We start from the raw sequence: 18,051 nt of genomic DNA on the forward strand, positions 1-18,051 counted from the left end.
TAAAACATGAAAAACCTGCTCACCCTGCTGTGTGCCACCTGCTTTTTCATGTCGGTACGCGCCCAATGTACTACCGATACAATAGCATTGAGGCAATCGCTGGACAAGGCGATCATCGCCCTTACAGCTGCCTTTGCCAAAGGCGATGCAGCGGCAGTAGCGCGGTTGCATCATCCTGATGTGGTTAAATATTTCGGCGGCACCAATGTAGTTACAGGCCGTGCAGCACTGGAGCAGCAGTTAACCGGCTGGTTCAGCAGCTCGAAGGTGGAGTTTATAGAAAACACTATCGAAAGCACGGTATTCAGTGGCGAGACTGCCATACAATGTTCCATCTTCGCCATTAGAAATACGCCCAAAAACGGTGGTGCGCCGGTTATCGCCCGTGGCAGATCAATGGTTATTTACGTGAAGGATGCAAGCAGCCCTTCGGGCTGGCTAACCTTGCGGGAAATGACACAGGCAGCCCCGGATAAATAGCCGCTGACAGCCTAACTATATCTCTTAAGATAATTTCAAACAGTGTACCAGGTGCATTTCTACCGGTTTTTATGCAACAGCTATTGACGCAACCTGCTGACTGCCGTATTTTACAGGAAACCAACTTTATGAGATTAACGCTGTTAAAACGCATGCTACTGCTGTTGCTGTTTGCTGCATGGCAACAGGCACAGGCACAAAATAATCCTGCTTCCAAAGACTACCTCACCATCGAAAATTATTACAAAGTAAAATGGGGATTTGCCGGCGAGTTTATTGACCTGTGGAAGGCCAATCACTATCCCCTGCTGAAAAAGGCCATGGAGAAAGGCGATATTATACGGGTTACCACAGAAGTGCCGATGTTACATGCAGGCGAAGATACCCGCTGGGATTTCAGGGTAACCATCGTATTCAAAAGCGCTGTGCAGGCATTCGATGCCAACCTTACACGTCCTTATAAAAAGCAGCTTTATCCTGATACAGCAAAGCTCAGGAAAGACGAACAGCACCGCTTTGAGCTGCTGATTTCGCACTGGGATGTACTCACAGATAAAATTGACCTGAACGATTAAACAACCAATAATAAGGCGATCCCGGCTAAGCCAGGACCGCTTTTGATAAAGAAATGAGCGCTTACCGCGTAACCATAAATTTTCGGGTAATCACCTCCTTACTGTTACTGATGGTTAATAAGTAAGTGCCTGCTTTTAGCCTGCTGGTATTCATCACCACCAGGGCCGTGTTTGTTGCCGTTTGCGCCTGCTGCAGTTTACCGTCGATACTGAATACCTGCAGGGTTGTTTTTTCTGCGGCAGGGAAGTTCCAGCGCACATGCAATTCACCGGATGCAGGGTTGGGAAACAGGGTCAACACCGGATTCAATGCAACAGCAGAATCGGCAGCAGCTTTTTTAGCAATGGGCAGTGTTGCGATACGTGCAGGCACACCTGCAGTCTGTAACTCAAATTTCCAGAGCTGGTTATCGGTGCCTGTCCAGTGGTATTGTGAAATATTGGCGCCGTTGCTTAACGAGAAATTCTCCACGTCCACTACTTTGGCGCTGTTGCGGTTTACTATTTTGTAATAACCGCTGCCGGCATCCAATATTTGCCATTGCTGGTTGGTGTTGCCGTAATAAGGCCACTGTGTAATGTTGGCGCCGTCTGCTGTGGATGATGCCACCACATCAACTGCCTGGCCGCTGTGTACTGCCCTGATGCTGTAGTAACCGCTGCCAACATCCGTTACTGTCCATTTCTGGTTATCGGTATTCATCCACTGGTTCTGCGAAATATTGGCGCCATTTGCAGCAGCGGCGCCTTCTACCTCCATCACCTTATTGCTGTTCTTATTGGTTACTTTGTACACACCGCCCGATACAATCGGCGGCGCACTTAACAACTCGAATGTCCATTTCTGGTTGTCTGTAGCATTGTAGGTAAACTGCTGGATATTACCGCCATTGCTTAACGAGAAGCCTGCTACATCTACTGCTTTGCCACTGTTGCGGTTAATGATCTTGTAATTGCTGCCGCCCACATTGGTCAGTTGCCATTGCTGGTTGGCATTACCATAGTAAGGCCATTGTGTAATGTTGGCGCCGTCTGCAACAGAAGAGGCTACCACATCTACTGCCTGGCCGCTGTGTACAGCGGTAAGACTATAATACCCGCCGCCAACGTAAGTCACCACCCATTTCTGGTTGCTGGTATTGTTCCATTGGTTTTGCGAAATATTGGCGCCATTGGTGGTAGAAGATGCTTCCACTTCCATTACCTTACCACTCTGCACACCGGTGATGCGATAGGTACCGCCTGAAATAATGCCGGCCGGTGTAGTAGCAGCCTGCATAAAACCACGGGTATTGGAGTAGTTGTTGTTCCTTGTCTGCCGGTCTGTTAACGACAGGGTTTCAGCTGTACTGATATCATAGCTGCCAAACACATCCCACATCAGTACCAATGGTTCCATCAGGTTATAGGTTTGCCAGGGCAGGTAATAGTTTACCCCATGCCCGCGCGGGATCATTACATTGGTTGCTTCGCCCAGTATACCGGGATCACCGTATCCTGCAACCGGGTTGGCCCTGTCCCAGTTAACGGCCTGTTTGGTATTCTGCAATAACAGCTTTGCCATTTGCAACAGGTGTGCATCACCGTTGTACAGGTACATCCTGTAAAAGCTGAATGCATCAATGGCAGCATACGAATCGGCTGCATTGTTACCGGTGGCAATCACACTCAGCCCGGTTACAGATCGTGTTTTGGGATAAGTGGCACCGGCATCATCCTGCGGAATGGGTACGTTCCAGCTATATACCCATGTTTCATAGTAGTAGGCTGTTTGCGATGCGGCGTTCAGCCATTTGGTATCTTTCGTCAGATCATACAAAGCCAGGAAAGAACGCAACGCCATGGATGCCGCTTCCTTATCCGGCACATTCGGGTTATCGGGCGTACCACCCACATAGCGGAAGTTCTGGTATACATCCGTATAAATATAGTTGCCGGCCTTTAATGCTGTTTGCAGGTATACATCTGCACCGGTTGCCTTGTACAGATCAACCAGGAAAGCAATCACGTGCGAGGTATTGGTTTTGTCAGCAAATGCAATGGTGTTGTCTGCATAGTTCACTGCCCGCGGGAAAGAGCCGTCGCCATTTTGAATGGAAGCCAGCCAGGCACCTGCCTTGGTACAAACATTCAGCCAGTTGGCTTTGTCCACACCATGTTTCTTTTCAAAGTTCCAGGCCCATAACAATCCTGTCATGCCATCGCCTATTACGCGCATATAGGTGGCATAACTGCGCCAGGTTTGCGGGTAGGGATCGTACCAGGTTTTTACGCAGCCGTTCTGCAGGCTGGCATTGTTGGCCCACCATTCCGCCATCTGCTCGCCTCTTGACAGCAGTGTGGCATTGTTGGCATTAATACCTTCACGTATCAGCAATGCAGCATTGGGAAGCTGCATGCCCACGAATCCCATGTCGTAATTGTAATCATTCTGGCTTTCCACCGTGCCGTCGAGTTTTATCCTGAAAGGCACACCCGGCGCGCCATTGATGGATTGCCAGTACCTGTTTAAAATGGCAACCTGGTCAAGATATACCTGCGTTAAATTAACGCTATACAAAGCCGGGTTACTGCTGTTGTAGTAGTTGATCCAGGTGTTTTTAAGCGCAGCGGTATAATCTGTTTCACTGGTTAGGGTAACAGACATGCTGTATTGCTGTGTGTAGTTCAGCGTAACAGGATTGCTGCGGTAAGCCCAGCGTTTGGTGGTTGACATGCCGAAGATACCGGTGCGCTCCCCTTCTGTTCCTGGAAACAGCATGCCAATAAGCGGCTGCGTGTTGTTCTGCATACCCATGGATGCAAATTTCATCCTGCCATCTATTACGCGGTTTAAACCATCTTCCGTTTTAAAGGTGCTGCCGTCGGGACTTTTGTGGTATACCGAGAAAGTAGCGCCATTGCTTTTTTGCCGCACCATAAAAATGGGCAGGGGCATCCGGTCTTCCCTGAACCAGTAATAGTTGTCTGTTAAGTCTGTGGCGAGCGCGTTATCTGCAACGTCTGCATTGTTTTTGTACCAGATTGAAGGCGCAAAAAAATCGTAATCGTTCATGGCTGAGGTAACATCGCGTTGAAATGCGAGCCTGGTAGAAAAGCCGGCATCTGCTGCATTGGCGGTAGTAACGGCCACGGTTCTGTTTATTTCAAATGTGCCTGTGGCGTTGTATGCCTTGTAGGTATCGGTAAAGGCAAATACGCTTCCGTTGGCGCTGGTAATATTGCCGGTGCATTTATACAGTCCGCCGCCCATATCCTGCACTGCAGTGTAGGCGCCGGTGAGCCAGGTTGCAGTACCGGCTGTGTTAACCACTTCTACTGCCAGCGGGGCATTTTGTTCATAATAAGTAGTGGTGCTGTTGAGCTGGATACCGATACCGTAAGTGCCGCTGCCAATATTACGGACGGTGAGTGTGGCCTGGCTGGAGTTGATGGTGTATACCGGGGTACCCGTACACCAGCCCGATAAGGTAATAAACAATGCTGCAAGCAGCAGTAAACAACGCGCCATCAGCGGCGCGCTGAGGCTGTTGCCTTTGCCGGCAGCAGGTAAGCAGGTAGAACTTGATTTCATATGACATGGTTTTTAGTGGCACTTATATCGGCAATCGTTACGGGTATGGCGCACCCGTTTAAAAAAGCAGGCATGCACCGGGGTGCATACCTGCAGAGAAAAAGGAACCGGTGCATCAGGGTTGCGAACTGAACAATTCTTTATGCCCGTTAACATAAAGTCTCCCGTGTAATTGTTTCAGTTGGTTCATCAAGAGCTTCCGGCGTATCCTGTCGTAGGTGATCAGCCCGTTGATTTCTGTTTCCACATCTGTCAACTGTGTGTACACTGCAGCAGAAAAGCCTTTTTCTTTCAGTATTGCTATCCGGTTCATCAATGCCTCGTAGGCTTTGAGCAATTCACCGGTGTTCTTGTACCCGTTGTAACTCCACACTTTTCCATCGTACACATGCAGCGAATCAAGGTAACCCAGGCCGCCAAACTCACCAATCACCAGCGCCCTGTTGTTTTCCAGCGGGAAATCTTTATCCAGCCTGCTGCCATACAAATGATAGTCGTGCATATCGCCCTCGCCGCGGTCAATCCAGCCGCTGGGACCATCTACCAGCCTTGTCGGGTCCAGTGCTTTTGTCCATTGCAGTATTTCATTGGTTTTAAACTGTCCCCAGCTTTCATTAAACGGCACCCATACACTAATGGAAGTGTAGTTGTGCAGCTGCTGCATAATGCTGCTCCATTCATCACGGAAGTCCTGTTCAGAAGCAGCGCTGCGCACCACATCCTGGTAATGCGTTGCCATCCAGTCGCCTTCGGTGGAATGATCATGGTCTTTCACCGGTACAATTTCGCCGTAGCCACTGGGCATATCCTGCCATACAATCAGCCCCAGTTTATCGCAGTTGTAGTACCATCTTTCAGGTTCTACTTTTACGTGTTTGCGTACCATGTTAAAGCCCATGTCTTTCATGTTACGGATATCACTTACCAGGGCCTGTTCCGTAGGAGCAGTATAAATGCCGTCTGGCCAGAATCCCTGGTCCAGCGGACCGTATTGAAACAATGGCTCATGGTTGAAGAAGATGCGGTTCACGCCTTTCGCGTCTTTCGCGACAGCAATGTTACGCATACCAAAATAACCATCAGCCTTATCAACCGTTTTACCGCCGCGCTTTATGGCCAGCTGTACATCATACAACACCGGTTTGTCCGGGCTCCACAACTGCGCACCCGGTATCGCCAGTCGCAATATTTCATTGGCAGCAACAGTTGCAACTGCCACTTGTTTCTTTTTAAAGAATACGGCTGCCGTAACGCTATCGTTGTTTTGCGCATTCGTTACCCGGGGGCGTATGGTAACTACAGACTGATCGATATCCGTTGTTGTTTTCCAGCTTTGCAGGTAGGTTTCAGGTACAACCTCAAACCATACTGTTTGCCAGATACCTGTTACGGATGTATAGTAAATACCACCGGGATGTGTTACCTGTTTCCCTCTCGCCTGCTCACCATGATCGGTGGGGTCCCATACGCTGATCAGTAATTCTTCGTTACCACCTTTCAGGGAAGCGGTTATATCTGCGCTGAAAGCGGTGTAACCACCCTTGTGGGTTGCAACGGGTTTGCCGTTTACCAGCACTGTGGCTTCGTAATCGGCAGCGCCTATGTGCAGCAGTACTTTTTTACCTGCAAGGTTTTGCTGTATGCGAAAGGTTCGCCTGTACCACAACAGGCTATCGGGCCCTACTTTTTGCTGTACACCGGACAGTACCGATTCAACCGGGAAAGGCACCATTATTTTACCCTTCCAGCTATCCGGTATACCCTTGTTTTTGGGCTGTATTGTATAATCCCACAGCCCGTTTAAATTGGTCCAGTTGCCCCTTACCAGTTGCGGGCGCGGATATTCATTTAACGGAATTGTCCGCGCAGCATCTTTGGCCCATGGTGTCTTCATCTGTTTGCCTGTTGCGGGCTGTGCAAAAGCAAATTGCTGTGCCTGCGCCAGCAACAGCAACATAAAAATCGTTTTCTTCCTGATCATAGTGCAACGTTGAGTTTTATTCCCATGTGTGTATTGCTACCATCCTTTGTATTGCAGCAAGGGATTGGTGACGTTCTCTTTATAAAATTGTACTGCTGTTTGTAAGGAGTGCCGCTGGTAGGCCGGCATTACATACCGCACAGTTTCAGTTCCCTGCAGGCAAACGGTTACTTTCTCTGAACGCAGTATTTCCCTGCCTGTTTCGTAGTTCCAGTAACAACGGGTTACTTTCTGCAAGCCTTTTTCCGTGATGGTGTTTACCGGGAAACTGATCTTCTTCCCATTGCCCAATTCAAACACAACCGATTTCAGGTTAATGGAAACAGGCGAACGGTAATACAGCCTGAATGCAGGCTGCACGTTGTTCTCCTTGGTTACCTGGTTGTAAAATGCAAGACCGATGGCCCTGGCCGTATCTGCATCATACCAGAACAGACCGTTATCGCCATAGTTACGCAAGTTGATGTTGGGGTATGCCTGTTCTTCCAAAGCCTGGTGATCGAGCGATACAATGGATAGTGTTTGATCGGCCACGCGCAGGTTCACTGCAAAGTCTTCATCGGAATAAACAGATTCCCGCACGTTTTTATAATCTGCATGACCAAAATACTGATCCAGCACTTTTTCTATGCCTGCACGTTTATCACTGATGTTTTTCACTGTTAATGTTGCCGCTGTAACCATGCTGTCCCTGAAAGCATAGCGAACGGTTGAGAAATAGCGCTGCTCCGTAACCGGCAACGGATCAGATACCACACCTGTAGCCCCTTTATGCAAGGGTATTGCTGAACCGTTATCGAGCCTGTAACCAAACGGCACCAGGTCTTCTACCCCGAAAGGTTTCAGGAAACCGGCGCTCAGGTAAAACTGGTCGGTCGGCGTCCATCGATATGTATACTGTGCGCTTGCCTGCTGCACCTGCAGCAGAAAAAGCAAGGCCAGGAAGCAGATAACAATATGATTTAATTTCAGGATCATGTTATTCTTTTTCTACCAGCCCGGATGTTTTCCCGTACTGTTCGTTTAACTGTCTGCGCTGCGCCAATGGCAGCTTTTCAATTGCGTCTATATCCACGTTATTGAACGCATCTTTAAACCTGCAAAGCGGGTCCATCACGGCCGCCGTATTCCAGGCAAGCCATTGCCGCACGCTGTGGCCGCGTGTATTGCCCGACAGCGAAAATGCTTCTGTTTGCAGGGCTTTGTACCTGTACCCCATGCTGCCATCCATATCCATTGTTTGCAACGTATTGTACATGGCCATACGTGCTACCTGCAACAGGTGTTTATCGCCGGTAAACAGGTACAGGCGGTAGTACTGGAAAGAAGAGAAGGATAAGCCATTGTCCACCCCCGAGTGGCCGGTGGCAATCAGCGTTTGCCCGGTGCCGGTTTTGTTTGCAGGGAAATCTGTAAGTGTATCTCCCTGGCTCATGGGCACATGGTAGGCATACATATAGGTTTCCGTGTATCGTGCGGCCTGTACAGCTGCATCCAGCCATTGATGATCTTTTGTATGATCATACAAAGCCATAAAGGCATACATGGCCTGCTGACCTGATTCGCGGTCTTTTACGTTGGGGTTGTCAATAACGCCGCCTACATACAGGTAATCGTTGTTAATGGCGTTCAGACTAAACACACCGGCCTTTACCGCGGCATCGAGATAACGCTGCTGCCGGGTAACGCGGTACAGCTCCACGAGGTAGCGGATCACGTTGGTGGTTGTGTATTTGCTGTTATGACCCGGTTTGCCATTATCCCACCAGTTATAGTTCAGGTAATAACTGCCGTCTTCATTCTGGTTGTTTACCAGCCAGTCGCCAAAGCCGGTACATAATTTCAGCCACGCAGGTTTGCTGATGTGGTGCCGCTGCATGATACTCCAGGCCAGCAATGCACCTTCCATGCCATCGCCTGCAATGCGCATAAACTGCGGGTATTTACGCCAGCCGAATGGTTTGTCCACATACGGCTCGGCCCATGATTTAGGCAAGCCGTTATCTGTTGCAGCTTCCGCAGCCCAAAAGTCGAGCACCTTACAGGCTTTGTCAATCATAGACTGGTTGTTTGTTTCCAATCCGCAGCGCAACAGGTAATAGGCATTGGGTACCTGGAAGCCGATAAAGCCCATCTGGTAATCGTAAGCGCGCGTGTTGCCCGATGGCAGGTAAACAGAGAACGGCCAGCCCGGTGCGCCACCGATGTTGCGCCAGTAGTCGTTCAGCAACCGGGCTTCTTCGTTAAACACTGCCTTCATATTTTCCGTATGTACAGCAGAATGGTATTGTTGGTATGTATACTGCCAGGCATTGTTTAATGCTGAAGCGAAATCTGGTTCATGGGAAAACCGTACAGCCAGGGTATAACGGTGTTGTATACCTGTTTGTACCGGGTGGCTGCGCATGGCCCAGTTGCCTGTGCCCCTCGTAGCTATGGATTGCCCGGTTGTGAAAGAATAACGCGATACATAGGTGCGGTCGCCTTCACAACCCGGGAACTGGAACAGGGCAGTGAGGTTTTGCTGCTGCTGCAAACCGATGGCGCCAAACTGCATGCGGGCATCGGTTATGCGTGCCAGTCCGCTCTCCTCGAAAAAAGTCTGCGGGTCTGCAGACAGGTGCATCAGGGTAACCGTGCTGGCATTGTTTTTATTGCGGCACATGACCAATGGCAGTGGCAGCCTGTCTTCACGGAAGTAAAAATAGTTGCTGGCTGCATCTGCTGCCAGTGCATACTGCGGCAGGTAACGGTTGTCTTTATACCATGTGCCGGGTACAAACACTTCTGCATCTTTTATATCGTTCAGCGCATTGCCCTGCACACCAAAAAATGAATTGAACCATTTATCGCTGCCGGCTTTTAGCACATTTACCTCTCTGCTCATTACAAACGCAGCCTTGTCTGCCGCAAGTGTGTATACATCTTTTACAGCGAACCTGCTGCCGCCGGGTGTTTCAACAGTTGCTTCACCAACCCATGTTGCCGGTTGTTTGGTGAGGCGCCGGTAGTTTACCGCGTAACTCACAGAATCGATCATCAGTGAAACCGGGTGGTTGTTATCATAAGTAGAAAAAATACTTCCCCGGTATTGCCAGCCAATGGCATAACCGCCTTCTTCATTGCGCGAAAACAGGATTGCTTCACCGCAACGGAGGCTATCCTGTGCTGTTGCGCTGTTGCTCCAACAAAGCGCACCCATTAATAATAGAACAATGCTTTTCAATGCTGTTTCTTTTTTCATGTACGGGAAAGATGCCGGCCACAAAACTGCAACCGGCATCCTGCACACATTCAACTACACTTGATTATTGATTCTTGCTTGCCGTTTAATAGCCATCGTTTTGTTTAATCGCGCCCTTGCTTGCATCCAGTTCTGCCTGGGGCAGCGGCCACAGGTATTTCCTGTCTGCATGAAATACCCTGGTTTCAACAGGATAGGTTTTGGCTCCATTGTCGAATGTAAGTTTACCGGTTTCACCATTCACCGTACATTCCCTTGCAGTAATCAGCGCACCATCCAGCACCTGTTTGCCAATATCCCATCTCCTGATATCATACAGGCGCAAACCCTCCATCGCAAACTCTACCCTTCTTTCACGCCTTACCAGTGCGCGGCATTTTTCCTGGCTGCTGTATTTGGCCCTGTCTGTATTGGGTAAACCTGCCCTTGTACGTACTTTGTCAATGGCACTGTACATATCATTGTCCAGTTCACCTTTTTCAATTTTAGCTTCCGCATAAATCAGGAATACTTCTGCGAACCTGATCAGCGGCACATCAAAACCGGCTTTGTTGTTCTGATCGGAAGTAATGGGATCGAAATATTTCTTCAGCAGGTAGCCGGTTCTTGCACCACGCCAGTCTGACCACAGGTCAAGATTCTGTTGCCCTTTTCTTGTACCTTCTGTATAAAATTTCTTCCAGGGATCGAAGTAGCGGTCATCCCACCATTCACCCGGACAGATAACGGTTTGATTCAATCTCGGGTCGCGGTTCTTGTAAGGATTATTGGGATCGTATAAAGGCGAGCCTTCATCAATGGTGGTACCATCAATTACCTCGTAAGCCTGTACCAGGTTATCGGTAATATTCATCGATGCCCAGCCGTCTGTTAAATCGCCGTATGGTACCAGCACCGGGTAAGCTGCCGTACCGCTGGTTGCATTGGGTGCATTCTGTTGTGCATACAGCCATTCTTTCTGGCTTAGTTTGTTGCCTGTTAAAAACAAACCGCGGTAATCTTTATAGAGTTCAAATGTTCCCTCCATGTTCATCACCGTCTTTGCATCGGCAATGGCATCGTCCCATTTTTTATTGAACAGTTCAATCCTTGCCTTTAATGCCAGCGCGGCACCTTTGGTAACATGACCGGCAGATTCGAGATAATTCTGCACCGGCAAATCTGCCGCGGCCTCACCCAGTTCTTTGATCATCCAGGCAATCACTTCTTCTTCGGTATTGCGCGGCAGTACCTGGTCTGAGCCGAGTGTTTTTTCTATAATGGGCAACTTGCCATACAATTGCTGCATCACGAAATAATTGTAGGCGCGCAGAAAGCGGGCTTCTGCTTTATACTTCTTCTTTTTTGTTTCATCCATGGTTACCTGGTCAATGTTCTCGATAAACAGGTTGCACCTTCTTACCTTGGTAAATTTGTAGTAATCCCTTCCCGGACTGGAAGCAGTATTGGTGCCGTTACCGATGGCCTGCATGCCCATCCATCCGTCGCGTGAATAGGCATTGTCGGTAGCACCATCGAGGAAAGTAACGTACCAGTAGTCATTCGGATCATCCCATTGCCCCAGGTTGTTGTAACAGGCGGTTAAGCCCATGGTAGCATCCTGCTCTGTTTTCCAGAATGTGCCGGTAGATAATTCATTCTTCGGTGTTACATCAAGGTCTTTGGTGCTGCATGCATGGAGGGCCATGACTGCAAGCGGATATATCAGGTAGTTTCTCTTTTTCATAATTGCATTGTTCGGGATTTAAAAAGTAACGTTTACGCCGGCTGCATATACTTTCATCAGCGGTACTACATCGTGCGGGTCTGAACCGTACAGGCCATTGCCGTACGAGATGGTTTCAGGATCCCACTGCAGGTAACCGTTCTTCTGAATGGTAAGCAGGTTGGAAGCTGTGACGTAAACCCTGATTTTCTGAATACCCAGTCTTTTGGTAGCTGCTGCCGGGAATGTATAACCCAGCTGCAGGTTCTTCAGTCGTACATAATCCCTGCTTTTTACACTAAAGCCGGAAGTGGTGATGTTGTGGTTCTGGTTTACGGTTAAACGCGGGTATTTCGCATCCATGTGTTCGGGTGTCCAATGGTCTTCTGCCTGCCATGTCCTGATATTACCGCCGTTGCTGAAGGCATAGAATGCATCGCCTGACATGAGTTCTTTTACTTTGGCTGCACCCTGGAAAAACACACCGAGGTCGAAACCTTTGTAAGCGCCGTTGAGGTTAAGGCCGAATGTCCAGTCAGGCACATCGCTGCCGCCAAGGAACACACGGTCGTTGCCGTCTATTTTACCATCCGGTTTTCCGTCAGGGCCACTTACATCCCTGAACTTAAGATCACCTGCTTTTACCGGCGCGCCTACCTGGTGCGGTGATTTCTGTGCCTCATCATCAGTGGCGAAAAAGCCTGTCCAGTCCCAGCCATAAAACTCACCCCATTTATGTCCCTGCTGGTATACACGGTCGCCGATAGACGGCGTTGCATATTTTGTAACCACATTGTAATTGTAGGCAACATTACCGGAGATGGTATATTCAAATGCGCCGGCATGGTTGTTATAACCCAGCAGCAATTCCACACCTTTGTTCTGCAATGCACCTGCATTCACGGTTGGCGCATCCAGGCCATATTCACGCGATACCGGTATTGAGCTGAGGATATTGTTTGTTTTGCGGCTGTACAAATCAACTGTCACGTTGAAATGCGTGAACAGGTTGGCATCCAGGCCCAGGTTTACTTCATTCGTTTTCTCCCAGGTAATATCCGGGTTATTGGGTGAGGTTTGCGTGGCGCCTGTACTCAGCACATTGTTGAATGTATAGTTGGCGCCCAGTGCGATGCGCTGCATGTAGTAATACCTGGCCACACCGAGGTTATTACCAAGGCTTCCCCATGAGGCCCTGAGCTTAAGGTTATTGATCCAGCGTGCGCGCTTCATGAAATGCTCTTCAGATATGCGCCAGCCTGCAGATACGGACGGGAAATATCCCCAACGGTTATCCGCAGCAAAACGAGAAGAGCCATCTGTTCTGAAATTCGCTTCCAGCAGGTATTTGCCGGCGTAATCATAATTCAGGCGGGCAAAATAGGAAGCTGTTTTATCCTCTACAGTGGAACCTTCTGCTTTGGCCGTGCTGGGATCTGCCGCGTTGATCTCTTCCACATTGTTATTGGGGAAACCGGACCTTGCGAGGTAGTTGTAGCGGTCAATAAAGTATTCATACTGAAAACCGGCCAGTGCAGCAATGGTATGTTTATCCGCAATCCGTTTGGTGTAGTTAGCCTGCACAATCCATGTATTGGTTCTGTCGGTGTTGAGCCAGTTTTCACCATAGTTATCTTTCTGTGAAGAGCCGTCACCATAGTACATATCATACCTGCGGTTGTACTGTTTGTGCGTGTAGTTGTCAATGGTGTAAGAGCCTCTTACTTTCAGGTCTTTTACCGGCGTGGCTTCTGCATAAAATGTCTGGAAGATGCGCGTATCATTGGCTTCGTTATGCCCGCCGTCTTTCGTCCACGCAATGGGGTTGCCATCCGCACCTTTGCCATACATACCGTTGCTGTATTTAAATACCGTAACAGAAGGAATGCGGTGCACCTGGCGCACCAGTCCGCCCCAAACAGGTTCCAGCACGGTAGAATACGTAATGCTGCTGTTGGTACCTACAGAAAACCAGCTGTTGATTTTAGCATCCAGGTTAAACCTTGGCGTGAGGCGCTGGTAACCGTTGGAGTAGATGCGGCCGTTCTGATCAAGATAGCCCAATGAAAAGAAATACTTCACTGCTTCCGTACCGCCTGTTACCTGCAGGGTATTGCTGTGCTGCAAACCATTGTTGCGGTACATTTCTTTTGAATAGTTGGAATTGGGATAATGATCAGGATCTGACCCGTCCCTGAATTTCTGTATCTCGGCATCTGTATAACGCGGGCTGCCGCCTTCGCCTACCAGCGCTTCGTTGATCAATCTTGCATAGTCCCACGAGTTCTCAAATTTGGGTTTGTACACCAGGTCCTGCCAGCCCACATAACCGCTGTAGCTTACTACAGGCTTACCCAGCTTGCCTTTTTTGGTAGAAATAAGAATAACACCATTTGCCGCACGGCTGCCGTAAATGGCTGCAGAAGCAGCATCTTTCAGCACGCTCACGGTGGCAATGTCTTCCGGGTTAATATCGTTGAGGGCGCTTTCCACACCATCGATGATCACCAGCGGGTTGGCAGATCCGGCGTTCATGCTCGATATACCGCGTATGCGTATAAAGGTTTTTTCACGACCCGGTGAACCACCCGAGTTCACTACCTGCAAGCCGGGCAGCTCGCCCTGCAATGCCTGCGTTACAGATGGTACAGGCCGGTCTTTCAACTGCTCTGAGCTAATCTGGGCAACCGCGCCGGTTAAATCTACCTTGCGCTGTTTGCCATAACCAACAACCATAATTTCACCCAGGTTGTTGTTCTGCATTTTCAGCACAACCGTAATGCTGTTCTGCGCAGCGCTTGTTTCCTGGTCGGCATAACCGATGGAGGACACATGCAGCGTAGACTGCCTGCTGGATACGGTTAAGGTAAACGTACCGTCATTCAGTGTTTGTGCGGCATTCTTAGTGCCCACTTCCGTCACCGTAGCACCGGGTATGCCCACACCTGTGCTGTCTGTAATAATACCTTTTATGCGCGCGGCATGCTGGGCAAATGCTGCCGTGCTGCAAAGAAAGAAAAGGAAAAGAAAGGGAACCGTTTTGCGGTTTAAGGGTTGCCGTTGGGCATTCCCCGCTTCCAGGCGAAGCTGGCGAAAAAAAGCAATCATGGCGCAATCAGTTTGAGTTTGTAAATCCGTATTTGATACCACACCGTGCAAGCAGTGTTTAGATAGCACAAATGAAGAAATTGTTTTTTACTGCAACGGGAAGAATCGTTTCAATAATGTTCAAAAACATCTCAAATTCAACATTGCGCCACAAACGGCTTCAGCAGAACGGGTATTTGTACGTGGATTGAAACCCTATATTTGTAGTCCTTAATGCTATTGCACTTGCCTAAAACCATCTACTTATTGCTGTATGTGTTGTTCGTGTTTGCCATACGTGTACATGGTCAGCAGCAATATTATTTCAGGCGCTACCAGGTTGAAAACGGCTTATCCAACAACACCGTGTTCTGCAGCGCGCAGGACCAGGCAGGTTTTATGTGGTTTGGCACCAGGGACGGGCTAAACCGCTTTGACGGCTACAGCTTCAAGGTGTTCCGCAATATAGCAGACGACAGCACTTCTATCGGCAGCAGCTACATACACAGCCTGAAGGCCAATGCCGACGGCAGTTTATGGGTGGGCACACGAAAGGGGTTGTACCTGTATGATCCTATCACAGAGCGCTTTCATGCAGTAACAGCCACTGCAGGCAGGGATGTGCGCGATATTAAAACAGACGCGCAGCATAACCTGTGGCTGATACTGGGTACTACACTGTACCGGTACGAAACAGCCACACAACAACTGCACAACTACCCCGGCACAGGCAATGCCACCAGCATCTGCATTACTACCGGGAAAGATACCTGGATATCTACCACTACCGGTACCATCGGCAAATACAACGCACATACTGACAGCTTCAGCTTCTACGATCTATTCAAACACTCGAGGCCCGTTGTATCAAAATGGATTGAAAAGATCTATGAAGCCGGCAATAACCAATTGCTGGCAGGCACTTCTAACCAGGGCGTGAAACTGGTGGAAGCCAACACCGGCAACTACGAGGATATACTCACCTACAACGAAGACAAAACAGAAACTTATGTACGCGACTTTGTACAATATGCACCCAATGAATGCTGGATAGCCACCGAGGCCGGCATTTACGTGTACAACGCGCAAAGCCGCCGGTTCACCCATTTGCAGAAGCAGTACAATGACCCCTATTCCATTTCAGACAATGCCATTTACACCCTGTGCCGGGACAAGGAAGGCGGTGTATGGGCAGGCACTTATTTCGGCGGACTGAGTTACTACCCCAAACAATATACCTACTTCGAGAAATTCTTCCCTTCACATGATACCCATGCCTTATGGGGCAATGCCGTTCGCGAGATATGTGAAGACCGCTATGGCAACCTGTGGGTGGGCACAGAAGATGCAGGCTTAAACAAGCTGGACAAACAAACAGGCCGGTTTCAGCATTTCCAGCCATCGGGCGAAAAGGGCAGCATTGCCTATTCCAATATTCATGGCTTAATGACCAGCGGTGATGAACTCTGGATTGGTACATTCGAGCGCGGACTGGATATTATGAATATCCGCACCGGTAAAGTAATCCGCCATTATACTGGATCCGGTGAGCCGGGTGCTTTCAGCAGCAATTTCATCATCACCATACGCCGCATGCGCTCGGGCCGCATTTATATAGGCACCGGGGCAGGACTGTATGCATACAACGATACCACGAAGGGTTTTACTGCCGTACAGGGTATTCCGCACAATGATTTTGTATATGCGCTGTATGAAGATGCAGCAGGCATTGTATGGGCAGGCACCGAAAACAATGGGCTGTACAGCTACAATCCATCTACCCATGCAACAGCCAATTTCAGGGCCGATGCACAAAACAAAAACAGTCTCAGCAACAACAAGGTCAACGGTATTTATGAAGACAGGCAACGCCGCCTGTGGATAGCCACCGAAGGCGGCGGATTGTGTATGTTTAACCGCCACACCAATACCTTCCGCAGGTACAACTCCGCTACAGGCATGCCCGCTGATTTTGTATTCAGCATACTGGAAGACAGCAGGCAGCAGTTATGGGTAACCACTTCGGGCGGACTGGTATGCCTTAACCCTGCCACAGATTCAATAAAGGTATATACCAAGGATGATGGCTTATTGAGTAACCAGTTCAACTATAACTCAGCCTGCCAGGATACTGCCGGCAATATATACCTCGGCAGCGTAAAAGGGATGATCCGCTTTAATCCCGCCGGCTTTACACGCAACACCTTTGCTGCACCCCTGTTTATTACCGGGTTCCAGGTGTACAACAAAGAGATCAAGGTAAACGCCACAGATACCGCCATCCGCCACTCTATCCTGTACACAGATAAAGTGACATTGAAATACGATCAGTCCACTTTCAGTATCGATTTTTCTGCCCTTAGTTATACATCCCCTGAAAAAACGGCCTATGCTTATTTCATGGAGGGACTGGATAAAAAATGGACCTTCCTGCAAACCAATCGCAAAGTATACTTCACAGAGCTGCCGCCGGGCAGTTATATCTTTCATGCAAAGGCTTCGGTGAACGGAAGCACATATACCAATGAAATACAACTGGCCATTGTTATTCAGCCGCCATTCTGGTTAAGCGGCTATGCTTATCTATTCTATATTGCATTGATTACAGCAGCTGTTTACCTGCTGGTGCGTAATTACCATCAGCGCCATGAAGAAAAACACAAGAGAAAAATGGAGTTGCTGGCGCATGAAAAAGAATCCGAGCTCTATGATGCAAAGATTGCATTTTTTACCAATATTACCCACGAAATAAGAACGCCTCTTACCCTGATTAAAGGGCCGGTGGAAGACATGCTGGAAGAAAACAAACACATGCCCCGGCTGCAAAACAGCCTGAAACTGGTAGAAAAGAACACCAACCGGCTGATAGACCTTACCAACCAGCTGCTCGATTTCAGGCAAACGGAAGCCACGGGTTTCGGGCTGAGTTTTACCCTAACCGATATCACGGCCTTACTGGCAGACACCTACCAGCAATTCCAGTTTATGGCTGCACAAAAGCAGTTGCAGTATACCCTTGAATGCCCGCCGCAGCCACTGCTGGCCTGGGTAGATGCAGAGGCAGGCAGGAAAATACTGGTGAACATGATTGGGAATGCTGTTAAATACGCAGATCATAAGGCAGCCATCCGCCTGCTGCCCTGGAGCGAAACCGATGTGCTGTTCACCATTGAAGTGAGCAACGACGGGTTTGTAATACCCCATGCCATGCGCGATAAAATATTCGAGCCTTTTTACCGCATTAAACAAACAGACAAGCAGAAAGGAACAGGCATTGGCTTAGCCATTACCCGCTCACTTGTTGAATTGCATAAAGGCCAGGTAGCATTGAAAGAACCGGCAGACGGCGTAAACACATTTATTCTGCTGCTGCCTTTTCAGCAGGGAAAACAACCCGGTGTTTAA

At 49.0% G+C, this 18,051-nt stretch carries 9 protein-coding genes; 3 read left to right on the forward strand and 6 right to left on the reverse strand.

What is annotated here, in order from left to right:
• Positions 1 to 6: 6 nt before the first annotated feature.
• Positions 7 to 480, forward strand: coding sequence for a YybH family protein (locus DXN05_RS16245; protein ID WP_116848333.1), 474 nt, complete (start codon positions 7 to 9; stop codon positions 478 to 480).
• Between the two features lie 128 nt (positions 481 to 608).
• Positions 609 to 1,055: an EthD domain-containing protein gene (locus DXN05_RS16250; RefSeq protein WP_116848512.1), complete on the forward strand. Its 447-nt coding sequence runs from the start codon at positions 609 to 611 to the stop codon at positions 1,053 to 1,055.
• Between the two features lie 61 nt (positions 1,056 to 1,116).
• Here DXN05_RS16250 and DXN05_RS16255 read toward each other — a convergent pair whose 3' ends face one another.
• From DXN05_RS16255 to DXN05_RS16280, 6 genes are all read right to left on the reverse strand, one after another.
• On the reverse strand, positions 1,117 to 4,629 hold the full coding sequence (locus DXN05_RS16255; RefSeq protein ID WP_116848334.1) for an RICIN domain-containing protein: 3,513 nt from the start codon (positions 4,627 to 4,629) through the stop codon (positions 1,117 to 1,119).
• A 115-nt stretch (positions 4,630 to 4,744) separates the two neighbouring features.
• Entirely contained in the window at positions 4,745 to 6,610 is a 1,866-nt protein-coding gene (locus DXN05_RS16260) for a glycoside hydrolase family 2 protein (RefSeq protein WP_211330080.1), read from the reverse strand.
• 36 nt (positions 6,611 to 6,646) lie between these two features.
• Positions 6,647 to 7,588, reverse strand: a complete 942-nt coding sequence (locus DXN05_RS16265; RefSeq protein ID WP_116848335.1) for a hypothetical protein — start codon at positions 7,586 to 7,588, stop codon at positions 6,647 to 6,649.
• A gap of 1 nt (position 7,589) precedes the next feature.
• On the reverse strand, positions 7,590 to 9,854 hold the full coding sequence (locus DXN05_RS16270) for a hypothetical protein (RefSeq protein ID WP_147313943.1): 2,265 nt from the start codon (positions 9,852 to 9,854) through the stop codon (positions 7,590 to 7,592).
• A gap of 85 nt (positions 9,855 to 9,939) precedes the next feature.
• Positions 9,940 to 11,580, reverse strand: coding sequence for a RagB/SusD family nutrient uptake outer membrane protein (locus DXN05_RS16275; RefSeq protein WP_116848337.1), 1,641 nt, complete (start codon positions 11,578 to 11,580; stop codon positions 9,940 to 9,942).
• Positions 11,581 to 11,598: 18 nt separating this feature from the next.
• Positions 11,599 to 14,667 (reverse strand): SusC/RagA family TonB-linked outer membrane protein, encoded by a 3,069-nt coding sequence (locus DXN05_RS16280; protein ID WP_116848338.1) that lies wholly within the window; start codon positions 14,665 to 14,667, stop codon positions 11,599 to 11,601.
• A 213-nt stretch (positions 14,668 to 14,880) separates the two neighbouring features.
• Between DXN05_RS16280 and DXN05_RS16285 the strand changes: the two genes are divergently transcribed.
• Positions 14,881 to 18,051 carry a sensor histidine kinase gene (locus DXN05_RS16285; protein ID WP_116848339.1) on the forward strand — a complete coding sequence of 1,057 codons (3,171 nt, stop codon included), beginning with the start codon at positions 14,881 to 14,883 and terminating at the stop codon, positions 18,049 to 18,051.

It is taken from the genome of Deminuibacter soli, from assembly GCF_003412455.1.
In the GTDB taxonomy this organism is placed as follows: domain Bacteria; phylum Bacteroidota; class Bacteroidia; order Chitinophagales; family Chitinophagaceae; genus Deminuibacter; species Deminuibacter soli.

Bases quoted from the DNA above. Each gene is read 5' to 3' on its own strand.
- DXN05_RS16245 (WP_116848333.1), top strand. From the start codon at position 7: ATGAAAAACCTGCTCACCCTGCTGTGTGCCACCTGCTTTTTCATGTCG.
- DXN05_RS16250 (WP_116848512.1), top strand. From the start codon at position 609: ATGAGATTAACGCTGTTAAAACGCATGCTACTGCTGTTGCTGTTTGCT.
- DXN05_RS16255 (WP_116848334.1), bottom strand. From the start codon at position 4,629: ATGAAATCAAGTTCTACCTGCTTACCTGCTGCCGGCAAAGGCAACAGC.
- DXN05_RS16260 (WP_211330080.1), bottom strand. From the start codon at position 6,610: ATGATCAGGAAGAAAACGATTTTTATGTTGCTGTTGCTGGCGCAGGCA.
- DXN05_RS16265 (WP_116848335.1), bottom strand. From the start codon at position 7,588: ATGATCCTGAAATTAAATCATATTGTTATCTGCTTCCTGGCCTTGCTT.
- DXN05_RS16270 (WP_147313943.1), bottom strand. From the start codon at position 9,854: ATGAAAAAAGAAACAGCATTGAAAAGCATTGTTCTATTATTAATGGGT.
- DXN05_RS16275 (WP_116848337.1), bottom strand. From the start codon at position 11,580: ATGAAAAAGAGAAACTACCTGATATATCCGCTTGCAGTCATGGCCCTC.
- DXN05_RS16280 (WP_116848338.1), bottom strand. From the start codon at position 14,667: ATGATTGCTTTTTTTCGCCAGCTTCGCCTGGAAGCGGGGAATGCCCAA.
- DXN05_RS16285 (WP_116848339.1), top strand. From the start codon at position 14,881: ATGCTATTGCACTTGCCTAAAACCATCTACTTATTGCTGTATGTGTTG.